Genomic DNA, 17,751 nt, shown 5'->3' with positions numbered 1-17,751 from the left:
CTTGGATCGATAAAGATCCCAACGCTTCGGGAGACCTGAGCACTACTGGGACTGGAGAAATCCTGTCTCAGCAACTTGGGTCGCTGAACGAAGAATCCCCCGGTTTCTAACCGTGGGGAGTGTCAAGAATGGTTTATTTATCCATTACCAAAAATTACCCTAAAAGAAACCGGGTTTGTTACCTAGATTAAGGGATATCATAATCTGTTATTCTTTCCTCTGCTGTAGCTGATCTCCCTATCTCCCCATGACCTGATCTGATCACCGGATCACTTTTCTTGCCAGACTTTTAGCCAAGCAGTTAGTGCTTGCGGCATTTCTAGATCTAGCGGTCGTTTCATAGCAGTAACAAAATCCTCATCTGGGTCACCTAATCTTCTGAAGCTGTGATCCAATCCAGGAAAAATATGAGTTGTCACATTCCTATTACCAGCATCGATAAGTGCTTGCTGCATTTGTTGAGCTTCTTCTGGAGGTGTATTGTGATCCAAGGCACCATGTAAAATCAGTACTGGGCATTTGACCTTGTCCACAAATAAATAGGGAGGATTCTCAAAATGCTCTTGACCCAGGGGTAGGTAATAATTAAAAGACCAATCTTCATCTCCGATGCGAAAGAACTCTTCACCCCTTTTTGCCCTAGCATAAATTTCATCAATCTGTTTGTATATCCAGTAAATCAATGGCATATTTTCTTTAAAATTTGTGATAGTTGTACTATCTAACTTTTCAAAGGCTTTGGCTTGCCATTTCAGTATCCCTTCCAGGTTGTTATAAATGCCCCCTTGCCAAACAAAAAACTTAATGTCTGGGTCAGAAGCTGCTAAAATCAAAGCAATTACAGCCCCTTCACTTTGACCAAGAACTCCGATTCTACTGCTGTCAATCTCAGGAATACTCCGCATCCATTGCAATGCCATCCGAGCATCATCTACCAAGTCAAATAGTCCAGTAGTATTAAAATTTCCTTCGCTTTGACCACATCCTCGCTTATCGTATCTAAATGTCGCTATCCCGATTTCCTCAAGAATTCTAGCTTCATCCCGGAACAGGTTTCGCTCTGGTAATGGTGTAGGGAACCAATCGGTTTTTGAATTATCTAGATTTCCGTCTCTTGTCTGAGGAAAAGACCCTCCAATGAATAGGCAAGCGGAGGGGTTTTCCACACCTTCTGGTAGGGTAAGTGTTCCATAAATCCTTGCACCCTTGGATTCAAAGAATTCTTGTCTTTCCATTTTCAAAAAATCCTGATCACTCTAACTATCATTATTGGTAGCAGGAATAAAGTAAATTGGGATTATTCATTTACCGGTCGAATAGGAACTTGAACTTCACTGCGCTTTAGGGGTTCCGGAACAAAGGGAGAATCATAAAAAAAGCGACGGGGTGTACCAACGACTGTATACTCCGAGTGTTGGGCTAACCATTCCTTCAACTGCTCAATACTCTGTTGGTAGCTGATATAACTATAGGTACCTTTCATGCCAAGGCTGACTACGGTCATTGGTGGTATGTCTTCTACGCTAATATTTTCTTCAATCTGCTCAGGATTGATATTACGGCGGTGATATAGAAATGATACATAAGCCTCACCAACCTGAGCAAAGGAACCTCCCTGGCTAGTTTCCAGGGTACTGATCGGATAACGAGTCTCTACCGGAGCAGTCATGGAAATATCGTTAGAGCTAATATGGCGGTACAGGGTGCCAAAAGCACGATTAGCTGCCTCAGACAGTTCCCCAGAGTAGGGTACTGTGGCAGCGCGATAGGCAGGGTAGTGTTTGATTTCGATTTTGCCAGCTGGGGTAGGAGGTGGAAACCCTTCTGGTAAGGGAGCAGAGGCAGCACTGAACACTCTCCATCCCAGTAAGACAATTGCCAGTAAGCCTACAGGCAAGAGAAATTTGGATAGCTTCATCAGGGAGTAAAATTAACTAACAGTGAAAGGTAAGCATTCAGCGTGTCGCGTATCAGCGTGTCGCGTATCAGCTTTGTGGCACAGGCTTCGACGCTGTGACGTAACGAATGCTTACGATCAATATTAGTTTCATATAGCGTTTGTATTTAAGATGTAAACTTAGGAGGTCTTTTTTTATGTAAGCATTCAGCTAATGCGCTACGCGCACGCTACTTGAGGTGCGGTCAGCGGTCAGCTAATCAACGGGAGGTAGCAAACAAGCTTACGGTTCTAGTACGGCTGGTTGAAAATCCCTGCTCGTTAGCACCTTAAGTAGTGGGCGTTGCTGAATAGGGAATGAATAGGAGTGGGGTGCGCATCATGCCTGCCCCCAAATATCAGGAACGGGCAAGATGCCCATTCCACAGGTGCGACCCGTGGCGAATTTAATAATTAGATGCGGAAAGCGCACCTAAAAACTCTTCAAATCATTCCATTATTAAGCAACGCCTAAGTAGTGTGCCCATAGCGCATAACCTGATGGCTGATGGCTGATGGCTGATAGCTGAATGCTTACGCTATAACTAATGAATTACTGGTTGATGAAGTCGGAACCACAAGTCTATAGCATCACTGATCTGGAAAAAGAAGGGAAAACAATTTGGGATGGGGTTCGTAATTACCAAGCTAGAAACTTTCTGCGTGAAATGAAAGAGGGAGACTTAGCTTTTTTTTACCATTCCAACACTAAACCCCCTGGAATTGTGGGCTTAATGGAAATTATTAAAAGTGAAGTCGTTGACCCAACTCAGTTTGACCAAACTAGCCGTTACTATGACCCCAAATCAAGTGTTGAATCTCCTCGGTGGCATACTGTGCTAGTGCAATTTGTCGAGGTTTTTCCCCATTTCCTAGAGCTTTCAACCCTTAAACAGGAATTTAGTGACCAAGAGCTATGGGTTACTAGACGTGGAAATCGACTCTCGGTGATGCCAGTTTCTCAGGCAGTAGCTCAGAAAATTCTAGAGATCAGTCAAGCTACAAACCCAAGTCAAAGGTAATATTTCAGGCAGATGAATGATGGATTAGAATATTTAATGACCCCTATGCTAGAGAATGTCAAGCATGTCAAAAATACTGTAAGATGATCAACTTGTCACGAGCAGTACAATGGCGACGACGCCTACGAGTTTGGGGGTTATTAACTATAGCAATGTTCTTGTGTGGCTGGCTGCTAATTAATACTCTGAGATTGCAGGCAGCAGCATCAGCACCTGTGGATACGTTCTTTGTGCTAGGGGGGAGTATTCGTCGAGAAATCCATGTTGCTGAATTAGCCAAACAGTACCCAGACAAGCGAATTCTGATTTCTCATGGATCCCCAGACCCCTGCATTTGGCTAATTTTTAAGCGGGAGATGGCATCTTCGGAACAGGTTTGGTTAGAAAAGTGTGCCAATTCTACCTTTGGTAACTTTTTCTTTAGTATCCCAATTTTCCAGCGGTGGGGTGTTCGTAAGGTCAAGTTAATTACCTCTGGCACCCATGTACCACGGGCTCAGTGGATGGCGCAAATTCTACTGGGAGCTCATGGGATTTGGGTAGAGACAGATTTGGTGCAAGAGAAAGGTATTCCTGGTAATTCTGAATCCCCTCTCAAAACTGGGATAGACATTGCTCGCAGCTTGGTTTGGGCGCTACTGTCTCAAGTTATTCAACCCCGATGCTCTGATCTAATCCAACTCACGGATGTAGACATAGAGGCTTGGCGTGAGTCAGGTTTCAAGTGTGAGCATCAGGGGGGAGATTTGATCTCTACTGTCAGCCGTGCAAACCAAAAACAGCAAGGTTCGTTGTTGAAGCAAGAATCCCCGTCTCTGAGCGAGCGGGGAGTGTCAACATTAACCCAAAGGTTCAACTGGGTCGTCACTTGACTATGCGCTTCCAGGGAGCAAAGCCATTTTCAACACCTTTAAGACTAGCAGCCAAGCTGGGGTAATGTCGGAGCACAACACTTATGAAAGTGTTCTTTTCAATCCAGTCCAGACCGAATTGAGTATAGATTTCGGCAGTGTAATCCTTGGTAAAGAAGCGATCGCTTTTCAGTCGTCGGGATGCCATCAGGATGAATATCCGAAAGGCGGTATCGCTGAAACCAAATCCCTTGGGAGGATTTTCGGCAAACATACCTATCATTAGGTCTACACTATCGATATCATTGTTGTAAACTTCCCGCAATTCTTTCGCCCATTCTGGTTTCTCAGTGATTTCCTCGAAGGATTTAACTCGATCGCGACCAATTAGTTCCCGGAACTGGTTGTAACGGGGAACCCCTCGCTCCCGATCTCGGAGGATATCTACAGCAGCTAAGTCAAATACTTCACCGTTGTCCCTCACTAGCTGCTGCAATTTCTTTGGATAATTGTAAAGGGTGACAGCACCTGGGTGGCTGATTCCAAAGGAGTAGAATAAATCAGCTATATCTACCTGTTCTAGAATGGCACGTGAGCGCTTGCCAGACACTTCAAAAAAGTCTTTCGTCAGCAGCTCTTTACCGTCTTGAACCGAGTAAAACTGGAATTCATCGGGGATGAGGGGATGCATCCGATACACAGAAACGAATTCTTCGGTGAGGTAGAAGGGAGCACCATGGTGGTCAGTGGCTGAGCCGATAATGCCGCTGACTGCTTCACTGTCCCCAAGACGCCCAAAGCGATTTTTGAATTCCTGACCTAATAGACCCCACCAATTAGCTCTCATGGCAACTTGCACGGCGGGATGCCCCAGGATGCCCGGAGTCCATTCCACAGTATGAATTTTAGCTAGCAAGGCAGCATTAATCAGTCGAGCGTGGTCGAACAGGTCATCATCTGTCCAGTCAGGGTATTGTTTTTTCAGATGATCACAGATAGTGTTGTGCTCTTTGACGAACAGGATATGCAACATGCTCAGTCCTATCCACCAGTTATCGTCAAAGCCCACAATATCGATTCCGTTCTCTGGGTTGACAGGTAACAAACCGTCATCACCAATGATCATCTTACCATCGACATGGCTACGCACCTTATCGATAGTTTCCTGATAACTGCCATAGATTTGGGAAGCATCCCACCAGTGAGTTTCTCGGTTGATAAAGGTTGGGGGATTGTTGGTATCGTCTTCAGAACGAGTGGGGTCTTTTGGAGTTGTTTCGATTTCCAGAGGTCGATGCTCTTCGGGCCAGGGGTCATCCTGTTCCAGAGGAATCTCGATTTTCTCCTGGGATTCATTATAGCCATGAGAAAACCAATCGTGGGTCTGGAATTGAATCCATGCTGCAGCTGTTAGGTTTAAGGTCGAAGCTGGTACAAATTCATCCCGCGTCAATAACTTCCGACTGATAGTACGGGGATTGGGATTGAGTAAATTCTTTTCGTCGGGGTAGGCGTATTTCAGGGCTACATTGCGTCCAAAGCGGGTGCCAGCCATACCCATTTTAGGATCATTGGGGTCATTAAATGAACCATCTGCTGTGCGAATTTTCAGATGGCGACCATCAGGACTAGGAGTCGGTTCAGGGGGCTCCCCTTTTGTGGGTAATTGGGAAGTATCGTGCAGGTTTTCTTCCCGCATATTATCCCGGAATTTATTTAATTTTAATAGGGCTAGAGGAGTAGGGAACTCATGCCAAGGTTTCTTTGTCATTGTGCTAATTCCTTTAGTTATTACCGAGGGATTTAATGTTTTAGGTTTGGAGTGTCAGGAATTCTCGTGGGAGCTTACTAATCACTCCTAAGCCTAGGTGAATAAGACTGGGCATGATCTTAATTCACCGTTGTCTAGCTCTTTCTATTTCTCAGTTTTTTATGTTCATCATAACTCATTAATTTATAAATTAAAGAGGATGACCTAATAAATTTAGTGTTGTCTAATTGTCTAGAATTGACAGTACCCATCTGGGGTACTCTTTGCTGATCACTGAACTGTCAATAAATTTCACAGTCAAGGGTCAAGGGTTAACAAATTGGATATCCTTTTCTTGGAAGTACGCTGGTAGAGGGTCTCGGGAGAGTACATTGGTTTTGGATGTCAGCTGCTGCTGGTCTAGGAGAATTGCGATCGCACTCTTACACACAAACAGGATCAAATCCCTTCCGGGACAAGTACGAGATCCTCTCAGAAACAAATTGGAGTAAGTCGAATTGTCATGATCCCTCGGATCTAGCCACCGTTGAGGTACAAACGAATCGGTGGATGGGTCTCGTGACCGTTCCCGTTGCATAATCGGGAAAAAGTGCAGAATTTCCATGTCTGGGGGAATACGGGTGTTATTATACCTGTCGCCAGCTGTTGTGATGTGAAAGGTTCTGGTCACTGGAGGGAACAAACGACCAGTTTCCAACAAACAAGCTTCTAAATAGCTGAGTTTAGCAATGGTTGAGGCTTGCTCCAACGAACCTGTTTTCTTGATTTCCTGTCGCACCCGTTCCAGCACCTTTGGTCTAGAGGTAATCATAGTCAGGGTTCTCGCCAGCAAGTCAGTCCCTGAACCAGTAAAAGTAAACATCCAGTGGGGGATTTGTTGTAGGAGTTCCTCTTCGGTAGTGTAGGGCTTTATGCCATGAGCCATAGACAACAGAGAGGGCTTTTCAGACGCTTCGCTGCCTTCCCAAAGCTGCTCAAGAGTTTCATAAAATTTTTCTAAACGCTTAGTTTCAAACCTTCCCAATACAATCCGCTTGATCGGATTTCCCACCATTGAGAATAACACCTGTATATCCTTGACCAACCGCCCAGGAGCAACATTTTCCCCAAACACGATGCCAAGCATTGCCTCACCCATACATTTCCGGATATCCTCAATGTTGGATACTGGCTTTGAAAAAGCATGATGTACCTGTTCGAGGAAAGCCTGTTGGTACTGGTGCTGGCAACCTGTGCCAAGCACTCCCTCGTTATAAGGTCTCAGGCGCTGCCACTGTTGATCATGGCTGATAGTGAGGGCGTTGGGAGCAAGGAAAGACATACCATCCTTCTTGAGATTGCCTTCGATATAGCCTTGGCTGTCCGGTGGGTCTTGTAAAATGTGGTCTGATAAGTCACGCCCAGATACTAGCAACACTTTCTTGAGAAGAAAGTTTAGAATGACATTTTTACTACCATAGCGTTTGATGACATCACCAATCCAACCCCCTAATACTTTTTCAAGGTCGAAACCACGGGGGTTACGGATAAAGCCACTGGCTAGATTACCCAGAAGCCGTAACAAGTCGAGTACATTGGTAGAAGGGTAGGTGTTCATTATTCATTGCTCATTGTTTCGTTGACAAATCTTACTTGAGGCTTTACTGAGACTTATCCAGTAAGCATTCAGCCGTCAGCCGTGAGCTAAAAGCTCACGCTACTTGAGGTGCGGTCAGCTGACGTAACAGAGATTAAACCAATGCTTACTTGTTTTATTCAAAAGCTGAGAGCCGATAGCTGATAGCTGATAGCTGATAGCTGATAGCTGATAGCTGATAGCTGATAGCTGATAGCTGATAGCTGATAGCTGAATGCTTACCATATCCATTGCTTCTATTTTCCTTAAGGCTATCAGCTTAAGCCAGAATTTCTCAATCCACTCCCTAATCAGAACTAGTGGCTACTTTCTTGCATGCTTCTCACCACTTGGGTTACTAGATTTCGGGGCATAAATCTTATACTGAGGGCAAGCAACTGGTTTTTGAGACCAGGCACAACAACAGTTCGATTTTTCATCAGACCAAGATAGCCAATCCTAGCAACAGTTTCAGCAGTCATAATCTTTTGTCCACTAACCAGCTTAGAGTCTTCCATGTTTGCCCGAGCTTGAAAACCCGATTCTGTTGGTCCTGGACACAGAGTAGTTACCGTCACCCCTGAACCCTTGAGTTCATTGGCAATTGCCTCGGAAAAGGATAGGACATAGGCTTTCGTGGCATAATATACTGCCATCAACGGACCAGGCTGAAACGCTGCTGTGGAGGCAATATTTAAAATTTTTCCATACTGTTGTTGCACCATAGCTGGCAGAAATAATTTGGTCAAATGGGTCAGGGCTACTATGTTTAGCTGCATCATGGCTAGTTCAGTAGCCAGGTCTGTTTCAGCAAAAGCTCCATAGGTAGCGAATCCAGCGTTGTTGACTAGTGCATCAACCTTGATACCTTCCTCTTGGAGCTGGTCAAAAATCTCCTGTGCAGCTCCTGGAACTGACAAATCCTTCGGAATAACCCTGACGAATGTCCCAAATTTTTCCCTAAAACCCTCGGCTAGTTGAGATAGTTTCGACTCACTTCTGGCGACTAACACTAACTTGTAGCCATCGCGAGCAAATAACTTGGTAAATTCATAACCAATTCCACTGGATGCACCAGTAATCAGAGCCGTTTTCGGACGATCCTTTACCTGATTTTTTTGATTCATTTGAGGTGTATGTTTACAAAAATTAACCCAGAAAATATTGAAGAATTATTTCGATAGCCTTTCCAAAGGAATTGGAAACAAGTATGACAGTTTTTTTCATTACAAAAAATCCCTAGACACTTGATTAGCTCTTGCCTTTTGAATCTTGCCTTTTGCCTTTCCCTAAGGGATTATGTTCACAAATCAAATGGAAATGCTATGTAGGTTATAGTTATCCACTAGTAGTTGTAACTTAAATTACATTTTAAGCAGATCACCAGATCCTAGGGCAATCAAAAATCAAGCCAATAAAGCAAGCAAAGGGACTCTAGTTGAGGTATAGCATACTTTTGAGAAATTTAGGGAGAATGGGGGCGCTAGCTGAGGTAGGTGGTTCAGCTGCCAAAAATCTCTCTATTGCCTTGATAGTTATCCTCACAGGGAGCTTTTCCAAAACCGGATTGTTGTTAAAAAACTTAATAATCATGAAATATCAATGGTTGTTAAGTCATAATGGAAAGTGTTGGAAATTATAGTTTTTCGAGGAGAGACTTAACAACATCCAACTGGGGAGCAAGATTTTGTCAGGACTGACCCAAAATTGGCCAACAAACGCCCTTATACAAATTTGTGATAGTTCAATGACTCCTCCCCCAACCTAAAGCAAGGGGATGGGCTCACAGGGAAATAGTCACTGACAGTAATTTATTCCTAGCTTAGCGACAGCGTATAACAGAGAATCGGGCATCAGACCAAATAAGCGTCACAAAATAGAAAGGACAAAAGACAAATGACATCCTTATTGTTATTTACTCTCAATAAGAGCATTAAATAGTTTTCCTAAAAAAATATTCGGCCAGCATCTGGAATGCTAGGCATTGAGCTTGTAGCTTGCTTTATTCCAACAAAAGCCAAGATTCAACTAAATCAAATGGAAAAGGATATAATTTTTGAACCTTTGGAGTTCCGAAACTTGACCCTAAAGAATCGGATCTTTCGTTCTAATATCTCTGGTCGATTTGACAACTATGATGGTTCCGGTAACCAGGCACGGATCAATTGGGAAGAGAAATTTGCCCGAGGCGGCGTCGGTGCAATCGTCTCTTCCTTTACACCGGTCCAAATCCGAGGACGAATTTTACCTAACTATGCCACGATTGACCGCGATGATAGAATTCCTTTCTGGCGCAAGGTCGGGGAGAAAGTACATGAATATGACTGTAAGTTTTTGATGCAACTGAGCCACTCTGGTCGTCAGCGGGATGTTGGTGGTGTGGAGAATTTGCATAATAAGGGTCTTAGTTCAACCAGTGAAACTGAGTCATTTCATGGGCTGGAGTGTCAGGCAATGACACGCAAGGAAATCAAGGAAATGATTCAGGCATTCGCTGATGGTGCCAGACGAGCTCGTGAGGCAGGACTTGATGGGGTAGAACTTCACAGTGCCAATGGCTATCTGATTACCCAATTTCTGAGTTCAGGCATCAACGACCGCAAGGATGAGTATGGCGGTTCTCTGGAAAATCGAGCTCGTTTCTTGCTGGAGATTATCCAGGGAATACGCAAGGAGGTAGGAAACGATTTTCACCTCCAGGCAAAAATCAGTGCAGTGGAATACAACGATGCTGTGATTCCTTGGGATAAGCCTGGGAATACCCTGGAAGACTCTATCCAAATCTGCAAGTGGGTCGAGGAAGCTGGAGCAGATGCCCTTCATATATCCACTGGAAGCTTATTTCCCCACCCGTTGAACCCACCCGGTGAGTTTCCCCGGGACGAAGCATCCCGATGGTACGAGATCATGCTCGGAAGCGGTATCTATACCTTCCGCAATTACTTACTGTTCCGGTATAGATTCCTATTTCCCATCTTCTTGTTCTTGTGGAACCGAGTTTACAGAAAGGGTTCGACTCAGCCGATAATCGGCAAAGATGTACAGGATAAAGCCTTGGACGACTCCTTCCGGGAGTTTGTATCAAGTCAAACCATGCAGGAACTCCTAGATAAATACCAAGGTATTAGCATCAGTGATGCTCGGGAAATCAAAAAGCATGTCAATATCCCAGTCATCTGCACGGGAGGTTTTCAGCAAGCATCTTACATCCGTGAGGCGATTAGTGAAGGATTCTGTGATGCAGTTAGTATCGCCCGTCCTCTGGTTGCCAATAATGACCTAGTCCAGCAGTTTCAGCAAGGAAAAGACTTGCCAGAACGACCCTGCACCTACTGCAACAAGTGCTTGGTCAATGCCCTACAAAACCCCCTAGGCTGCTACGATGTGCGCCGATATAATGACGACCACGACAAAATGATTGAACAGGTGATGACTGTATTTGATCCACCGCCATTCTCCTAATTCTTAATTATATTGGTAAACAACGAGGAATAAAAACCTTTTGTAAGAAACATTTTTGTTTCTTTACATGTTATAGAGAATGCGATCGCGTAGCGTAGCCCTTCGGGCTAATCGCTTTCCTCGAACGCTTTTTTCTATAGGAGTTAGGATGTTACGGTACATAGGTTGAGGGGGCACGGCTGTGTACCCCTACAAATGGCGTTCATTTTTGGATACAAGGGTAAGTCTTGATCTACTCAGGACTGAGCACTGAACACTGACGCACTATTTTATAGATCACAGCTAAGAAACTTATGAGTGAATCAGAAAACCCAACCCTACTCAAGGGTGCTTTCAAAAGCTTAAAGCGGTTTTGGCTTCTTATTATCGGAGTTGTACTGGTCATCACCCTAGTGATAGCTTGGCCGTTGATATCCAACTCCCCAGTTAGATATGCAGATATTAATGACCACTTTAAGTATGGTTCCATCGGCAGCGAGCCAGTGAATGGAGTTCCCTACTGGATCTGGAAAGTACTGCCAGCAATTTTCCCAGATAAGCTACCCGGTGAGGGTTATGCTTCATTAGGCTTTATCTATGAACCAGGACAAGACAGACCCATCGGCTTTTCAAAGCGTCGGATGTTCGTTGACCGTGTTGGTTTAAATTGTGCAGTCTGCCATGCTGGTACAGTGCGAGATACCCGCGATAGTACACCCCGGGTAATCACCACCATGCCTTCCAATACGGTCGATCTATCGGGCTACATCAAGTTAATCTCCGAAGTAGCATTTGATCCACGATTCAACGCTGACCGGATTTTGGCAGAGATTGCAGCCCAAGGGGAAAAGTTCAACCCGATCCAGAAATTGATTTATCGCTACCTGGTTATTCCCCAGACTCGGGATGCTTTAATTGCTCAGGGTAGCCTACTCGCCTTTTTAGATAACCAACTTGATCGCGGTCCTGGGCGGGTGGATACTTTTAATCCCTATAAATCCCTGCAATTTCGCTTCCCAATGGATCAGTTAGATCCTGATGAACTGATTGGTGGTGCAGATTTTCCCTCCATCTGGAATCAGAAGCCTCGTGAGGGTTTGCAGTTGCACTGGGATGGTGATAACGACTCGGTGGATGAGCGGAACCTGAGCGCTGCTTTGGGTGCAGGGGTCACACCAACCACGGTAGATTTGGATGGGATTCAACGGGTTGCTGATTGGCTGTGGGAATTACCACCCCCGCCCTATCCCTATGAAATTAACCAGAATTTGGCAGCAGTGGGTAAGCCAATTTATGAAAACAACTGCGCCAGTTGCCATGCTTTTGGTGGTTCAAAGGTTGGCAAGGTAACACCTATTGAAGAAATTGGTACAGACCGATATCGCCTGGATTCCTACACCTATGAACTACTTTCTAACCAAAATACCCTCTTTGTTGGCACACCAAGGCGTTTCAAACATTTCCGCAAGACTAATGGCTATGCCAATGTGCCCCTAGATGGAATTTGGCTACGAGCTCCCTATTTACACAATGGTTCAGTACCAACTCTCAGAGACTTGTTAGAAACCCCCGAAAACCGACCCAAAGAATTCTATCGAGGTGATGATGTTTTCGATCAGCAAAAGGTTGGTTTTGTTTCCGATGTAGCCGAGGATAATACCAAGGAATTCTTTAAGATTGATACAACAATTCCTGGCAATTTAAAGAGTGGTCACCTGTATGGAACTGACCTCTCTCCAGAAGCAAAAGATGCCTTAGTAGAGTACATGAAGACTCTTTAGTAAGGGATAAATGTCAACAATTATGGACAACAAAAATCAACCAATACATTAAACAAAGAGATTAAAACAACAGATTCAAGCAAGAGGTAAAATGAACACTTACGCTAAATGGTTTGGTCGTGTGGTATGGCTTGGCATCATTATCAATGTGGTGTTTTTTGTCATTCCCTTATTGTTCTTCCCAGAAGTCATGCTTTCGTTATTAAAAATGCAAATTCCAGTGCCGATTATCTGGGTACGTGCTGCAGGGTTGCTGTTGCTGGAAATCAGTATTTTATACATTCCTGGTGCCATGGATCCCTATCGCTATAAAGCAACAGCTTGGATGTCGATATTGGTCACACGAGGTGGTGGAGCTACGTTTTTTATAACGGCTGTCTTGTTATTTGGTCAAGATCTGGGATTTCTGAGTATCGCTTTGGTTGACCTTGTCTTCGCAGTTATCCAAGGAATTCTATTATTCCTTGCCCTGCAAACTCAACAACCCTTTATTTTAGAAACAGCCAAGGGATTATCCTAACTTTTAGGGAATAGTAATACTTATCACCTAGCACTGCACTCACCACTATCTAGCAGTAGGGAGAACAATAACGTTATGGAAATGGTGAAGACGAAATTAGGGAAAATACTAATAACGATTGTGATTAGTATTTTCTTGCTGGCTGGAGTTGTAGCCTATGTGGGATGGTACAATCTATTTCGAGAAGACCCCAATCCTCCCACTTATTACGATTATGAGTCGCCAGAAGAACACTTCAAGTATGGTTCCATTGGCACAGAAAATGCTGAAGGTGTACCGTATTTAATTTGGCTGGTGCTTCCCCGGATATTTCCAGACCAACTACCAGGACCTGGTGGTTATACGTCTTTGGGAATTACCTGGGAAGAGGGGAAAGAATTGCCCATTGGCTTTTCTAAAAAAACTATTGGTTTTCCCCGTCAGGGCATAACTTGTGCTGCCTGTCATACGGCTACATTTCGCGAAAATCCTAAAGATAAACCTACCATTATTTTAGGAGGACCCTCAAGTAAGTTTGATTCTCAAGGCTACCTCCGATTTCTGCAAGATTGTGCCAATGACCCACGATTTACAGCAGACTATATTCTTGGAGAAATTGGATACAATTATGAACTTTCTTGGTTTGATAAACTACTTTATCGCTATGTAATTATTCCTCAGACCAGGAAATCAATTCTGGAACTTGGGGAAGGATATGCTTGGATGGATTCCCGTCCGGACTGGGGACCTGGTCGAATCTCTCCATTCAACCCTGGCAAGTTTCGATACTTAGAACAGCCTCTAGATGATTCTGTTGACAACTCCGACATGATGTCGATTTGGAATCAAAAGATGCATGAAGGATTTGCCTATCATTGGGATGGCTTAGAAACGTCACTAACGGAAACCATCCAGACTGGGGCAATCGGGGATGGTGCTACTAGGAAGTCGATTAATATCGAAGGTTTAAAGCGGGTAGAAGATTATATTACTGAATTACCTCCTCCCCCATATCCTTTTGAGGTTAATCAAACATTGGCAGCAAAAGGTAGTGAGATTTTTGCTAATACCTGTGCATCCTGCCATGCTTTTGGTGGAGAACGGACAGGAACTGTTATTGAGATCGATGAGATTGGTACTGACCGCAACCGCTTAGATATGTGGACTCAGGAAGCAGCTGATGCTTATAATGAGTACGCTGAAGACTATGAATGGGACTTTGACTACCTGCGTAAGACTAATGGTTATGTGGCAGTAGCCCTTGATGGACTTTGGCTAAGAGCTCCTTATCTCCATAATGGTTCGGTGCCTAATCTAACAAACTTACTGGAAACTCCTGAAAACCGGACGAAGGTATTTTACCGGGGATATGATGTCTATGATCCCGAAGAAGTCGGCTTTGTCTCGGAGGGCGCAAATGCTGAGAAGGAGGGTTTCAGATACGATACTAGCGTTATAGCTAACGGTAACCAAGGACATATTTATGGCACTGATTTACCTGAACAGGATAAGAAAGCCTTGATTGAATATCTGAAAACTTTGTGATCTCCTGGACTTTCTAAAGCACTAGCATATGGGGCAGATAAACTTCCCCATATGCAGCAATTAAACTAATCGTATTTACTGAAATCTTTCAGTTTCATTTAAATAAGAGTAGCTCTTTAGCTATTATCAAAATAACCAAACTTTTTTTGGGCGACTCTACAAGCTAAAAACTAGTATTTTATTGTTTTTTCTACCCTCTTAAGTAATTCAATTCTCAGTAATTCTATTTAAGCGATCGCAAATCCCTCTTAGTTCGGTTTGATTACACACTGGATCTCGTGGTGCTGGCAATTCTGTGTTGGGCCATGTGGGTAGATCAAAACAGGGACAACAGGTTGGTGGTATCCCAGCCGTTTTAATGGCTAAAGGCATATCACAACGGGCACAAGGCAGTATATCCCACTTGGGTGTTAATAAATCCGCAATTGCTGCCTCAGTTCCTTCCAGGTAACAATCACCAGTCTCTGGTGAAATAGCTAGCTGCCAAATAGTTTCAAATTCTTGGCTGTAGTGCTTGCCATTTGTGAATGATTGCGGCTGCATAGCTGAAAAACCATTGCGCATCACAACTTTTTTGCCTAACTGGAACCAGTAGGTGAGATAGCGTTTGACTTGTGATTCAGATGCCATGGTTTTGTTAGTAGTTAGTTTTAATCCGTTAATGAACGACTGAGCTAGGAGGCTTCTTCTCCACTGCCGGTATCTTTCCCCTCTTGCGATGGATTTAATTAGGTTTGAGGTGATTCGCCAACAGTACCATTATAGGGTAATGGTTGACCCAGGGTACTGAGATTAAGCACATGACCACCGGTGACTAAGTAGACTGGATTAGCCAAGTGCCCCAAATAACGCACCACATTTCCCAAGCGATCGCGAAATGCCCTACCCATAGGATAAGCTGGAACCACTCCCCAGCCAGCCTCTTCTGCAACAAAAATTACAGAACCTTTAACCTTGGTCAAACTATTCCATAAGTTTTGTAAGGTTTGCTGCCAAACAGTATCATCCTGTTCTAGGCAATTGGCAACCCAGGTTCCTAGAGAATCTACTAACAGGCAGTGATTGATGTCAGAATAGTTGGTAATTGTTGTTGCCAAGTCCAGTGGTACCAAAAGGGTTGTCCACGAACTGGGGCGTCGCTGCTGATGTTTTTCAATCCGAGCCAGCCACTCTGGATCATCCGGGTTGGTTGTGGCAGTAGCGACGTATATTACCGATTTGCCAGTCTGCGTGGCCAGGGTTTCTGCCCACTCGCTTTTGCCAGACCTGGATGGTCCGGTGACTAAAATTAAATTACTGGTAAATTTGATACTGGTAAATTTAGTAGTATTCAAGGCTATTGGGAGTTATCTTCGCTTTAGTCAAAATTAATAGACCCTATCGTCGAGAATAATGGGCATCTTAGCCCTTGACATCAACTATATTTACTCACAAAATCAGTCTTCATGAAATCCAAATTGCGACGGATCGAGACAACACTAAATCAGTTAGCAAAAGCTAGTGCCACTGATTCATCACAACCATCCCCAGCTGTGGCTGATCAAACTAATCACCAACAAGCAGGTGTAGTAAGTCGTAGAAATAAAAAGGAACCTTCTTTCTCTATGGCAGTACAACCGTTCCCCACTCGCCAGGATGAACAGAAGATACCGACTCTGCCTAGATTGAAATACCCTAAACTGGGAAACCATCGCCATGGTGCTAACCCAGCTTTGGCAATGAATCTGTTGCAAGACATTGAGGGAATTGTTCTGGGTTGGCAGCAGGAACTGCACAAAATCCTCCTTCAAATTCAAGACCTATACCTAGAAGGCCCAATTGTTGATGGTTGGTTAGAGTCTCAAGGGAGTCAACCCCAAGATGCCATAGGAACCGTAAGACTAGCCAATGGTGACCGGATGATGGACTATGTGGATGAAGGAGTTGAGCAATCGAATACTAATGTTACGTATCAATCTCCTCGTACTGGTTACCGTCTTTGTGGCTTGGATGAGCAGGGTCAATCTTGGTCAAGGTCTTGTCCAGCGGATCAGGTTCCCAGTGTGAGCATGGCCATCGCTCGTTATCAAAAACTGCGACAACTGTTAATTCGGAAAAAATACCTCGAAGACCGCCTCAGTCAACTAGCAGAAACATTAACTGTGATGCACTCTCAGCTGAATAAGCCTTAATTAAAGGTTTGCGATTGACCTTTGCTCACGCTTCGCAATGAAGCGAACGCGCCCCGCGTGGCCTACGGCCTCAGCTTCCGCGCTTTTGCGATCGCACTCACTATGGGCCGATCACTATGAGCCGATGCTTTGGCAGCTAAAAGCTACCTGGAATCTCTCTAACAAAGCCCAAATGGGGCTCGATGCGACCTGTAGTCATGCTCACCCAAGCTAGTCCTTCCGAAGTTCCGATCCACAACTTGTTACCAGTATTAGGAGCTAATGCCAGAATACGACTAGAAGGTAGCTTGCCTAGTTTAGCCAACACTTCTCCACTGTCTCGTTTAATTTTAAATAAGCCATTATCTGTACCAACCCAAACATTACCATCTAGATCAAACTGGACAGCAGTGACATTACGTCCTCTTAGGGGAGTTACAGACCTGAACACTTCGTAAGTGTCTGGGTTAATCACCAGTAAACTATTAGGAGTGCCAGCCCATAGCATTCCCTCCGGTCCTCTGGTCAAGGTTTGCACCGTGTTTCCTGGTAAATCCTTGATGCGAGCGATCACAAAAGCACTAGCAGTATCCACTCGCACTAGCCCTTCTAGAGTGCCCACCCACAGCTGACCCTCTTGATCTAGAGTCAGAGCATTGGCACTGACACCGGGTAATTTTTGTAACGTTGTCATCAACAATCCCTGGTCAGGGCTAATCAGAGCCAGACCGCGATCGCTTCCCACCCAAAGATAGCCACGAGTGTCAATCAACAGGGACAACACATTATTAGACGGTAAGGTAAAGTTTTGGGCATTAATTTCATTATTACGGGGGTCTATACGCAATAGTCCTTCATAGGTTCCTACCCAAATCCGCCCTACCCGATCCTGAGCTATCGCACCAACAGTGTAATTGGGGAGACTTAGGCGAGTGCGGATTTTTCCAGTATTAGGGTCAATTCTAGTTAATCCTAGCCAAGAGCCCACCCAAAGCTCACCAGTAAAATCCGGTTGCAAAGCAGACACCCGAAAATCTGCTGGTAGGGGCTGGGTTTCTTGCCTGAGGCGTTGATCAGGCAAAGGTCTAGTTGGGGGCGGAGGGTTTCTAAGGGACGTGGGGGGGGATACCTCTTTGTTTA

16 protein-coding genes are annotated in these 17,751 nt (G+C 44.5%); 7 read left to right on the top strand and 9 right to left on the bottom strand.

The window, feature by feature from the left end; all coding sequences use genetic code 11:
* Positions 1–269 precede the first annotated feature (269 nt).
* Entirely contained in the window at positions 270–1,235 is a 966-nt protein-coding gene (locus F6K38_RS23235) for an alpha/beta hydrolase family protein (RefSeq protein ID WP_287268000.1), read from the bottom strand.
* A gap of 62 nt (positions 1,236–1,297) precedes the next feature.
* Entirely contained in the window at positions 1,298–1,918 is a 621-nt protein-coding gene (locus tag F6K38_RS23230; protein ID WP_287267999.1) for a heme-binding protein, read from the bottom strand.
* 566 nt (positions 1,919–2,484) lie between these two features.
* Between F6K38_RS23230 and F6K38_RS23225 the strand changes: the two genes are divergently transcribed.
* Together F6K38_RS23225 and F6K38_RS23220 are read left to right on the top strand one after the other, a co-directional pair.
* Entirely contained in the window at positions 2,485–2,958 is a 474-nt protein-coding gene (locus F6K38_RS23225; protein ID WP_008187951.1) for an EVE domain-containing protein, read from the top strand.
* An 83-nt stretch (positions 2,959–3,041) separates the two neighbouring features.
* Complete coding sequence (locus tag F6K38_RS23220) at positions 3,042–3,830, top strand: YdcF family protein (protein ID WP_081431920.1); 789 nt, start codon at positions 3,042–3,044, stop codon at positions 3,828–3,830.
* On the opposite strand, the gene F6K38_RS23215 is transcribed toward F6K38_RS23220, so the two are convergent.
* From F6K38_RS23215 to F6K38_RS23200, 4 genes are all read right to left on the bottom strand, one after another.
* Entirely contained in the window at positions 3,823–5,580 is a 1,758-nt protein-coding gene (locus F6K38_RS23215) for a peroxidase family protein (protein ID WP_287357557.1), read from the bottom strand. The genes F6K38_RS23220 and F6K38_RS23215 overlap by 8 nt on opposite strands.
* Before the next feature lie 304 nt (positions 5,581–5,884).
* Positions 5,885–7,177, bottom strand: coding sequence for a cytochrome P450 (locus F6K38_RS23210; RefSeq protein ID WP_008187948.1), 1,293 nt, complete (start codon positions 7,175–7,177; stop codon positions 5,885–5,887).
* 114 nt (positions 7,178–7,291) lie between these two features.
* Entirely contained in the window at positions 7,292–7,447 is a 156-nt protein-coding gene (locus tag F6K38_RS23205; RefSeq protein WP_287252331.1) for a hypothetical protein, read from the bottom strand.
* 65 nt (positions 7,448–7,512) lie between these two features.
* Positions 7,513–8,322, bottom strand: a complete 810-nt coding sequence (locus tag F6K38_RS23200) for an SDR family NAD(P)-dependent oxidoreductase (protein WP_008187946.1) — start codon at positions 8,320–8,322, stop codon at positions 7,513–7,515.
* A 910-nt stretch (positions 8,323–9,232) separates the two neighbouring features.
* Here F6K38_RS23200 and F6K38_RS23195 point away from each other — a divergent pair.
* From F6K38_RS23195 to F6K38_RS23180, 4 genes are all read left to right on the top strand, one after another.
* On the top strand, positions 9,233–10,657 hold the full coding sequence (locus F6K38_RS23195; protein ID WP_044494623.1) for an NADH:flavin oxidoreductase: 1,425 nt from the start codon (positions 9,233–9,235) through the stop codon (positions 10,655–10,657).
* Between the two features lie 293 nt (positions 10,658–10,950).
* A complete protein-coding gene (locus tag F6K38_RS23190; RefSeq protein WP_008187943.1) occupies positions 10,951–12,417 on the top strand; it encodes a c-type cytochrome in 1,467 nt (488 codons plus the stop codon).
* A 91-nt stretch (positions 12,418–12,508) separates the two neighbouring features.
* Positions 12,509–12,937 carry a hypothetical protein gene (locus F6K38_RS23185; RefSeq protein WP_071106144.1) on the top strand — a complete coding sequence of 143 codons (429 nt, stop codon included), beginning with the start codon at positions 12,509–12,511 and terminating at the stop codon, positions 12,935–12,937.
* 75 nt (positions 12,938–13,012) lie between these two features.
* Positions 13,013–14,461, top strand: a complete 1,449-nt coding sequence (locus tag F6K38_RS23180) for a c-type cytochrome (RefSeq protein WP_502709588.1) — start codon at positions 13,013–13,015, stop codon at positions 14,459–14,461.
* A 207-nt stretch (positions 14,462–14,668) separates the two neighbouring features.
* On the opposite strand, the gene F6K38_RS23175 is transcribed toward F6K38_RS23180, so the two are convergent.
* Complete coding sequence (locus F6K38_RS23175) at positions 14,669–15,091, bottom strand: hypothetical protein (protein ID WP_287248025.1); 423 nt, start codon at positions 15,089–15,091, stop codon at positions 14,669–14,671.
* Between the two features lie 98 nt (positions 15,092–15,189).
* The gene (gene cobU, locus F6K38_RS23170; protein ID WP_287357553.1) at positions 15,190–15,795 is read right to left on the bottom strand and encodes a bifunctional adenosylcobinamide kinase/adenosylcobinamide-phosphate guanylyltransferase; all 606 of its coding nucleotides are present in this window, start codon (positions 15,793–15,795) and stop codon (positions 15,190–15,192) included.
* Between the two features lie 111 nt (positions 15,796–15,906).
* Between cobU and F6K38_RS23165 the strand changes: the two genes are divergently transcribed.
* Positions 15,907–16,632 carry a hypothetical protein gene (locus tag F6K38_RS23165; protein WP_008187938.1) on the top strand — a complete coding sequence of 242 codons (726 nt, stop codon included), beginning with the start codon at positions 15,907–15,909 and terminating at the stop codon, positions 16,630–16,632.
* A gap of 136 nt (positions 16,633–16,768) precedes the next feature.
* On the opposite strand, the gene F6K38_RS23160 is transcribed toward F6K38_RS23165, so the two are convergent.
* Positions 16,769–17,751, bottom strand: a 983-nt coding sequence (locus F6K38_RS23160) for a ligand-binding sensor domain-containing protein (protein WP_287357551.1), incomplete at its 5' end; no start/stop codon positions are given.

The sequence above is a fragment of the Moorena sp. SIO3B2 genome (assembly GCF_010692525.1).
Lineage (GTDB): Bacteria > Cyanobacteriota > Cyanobacteriia > Cyanobacteriales > Coleofasciculaceae > Moorena > Moorena producens.
This window is presented reverse-complemented; position numbering and strand designations above follow the sequence as displayed.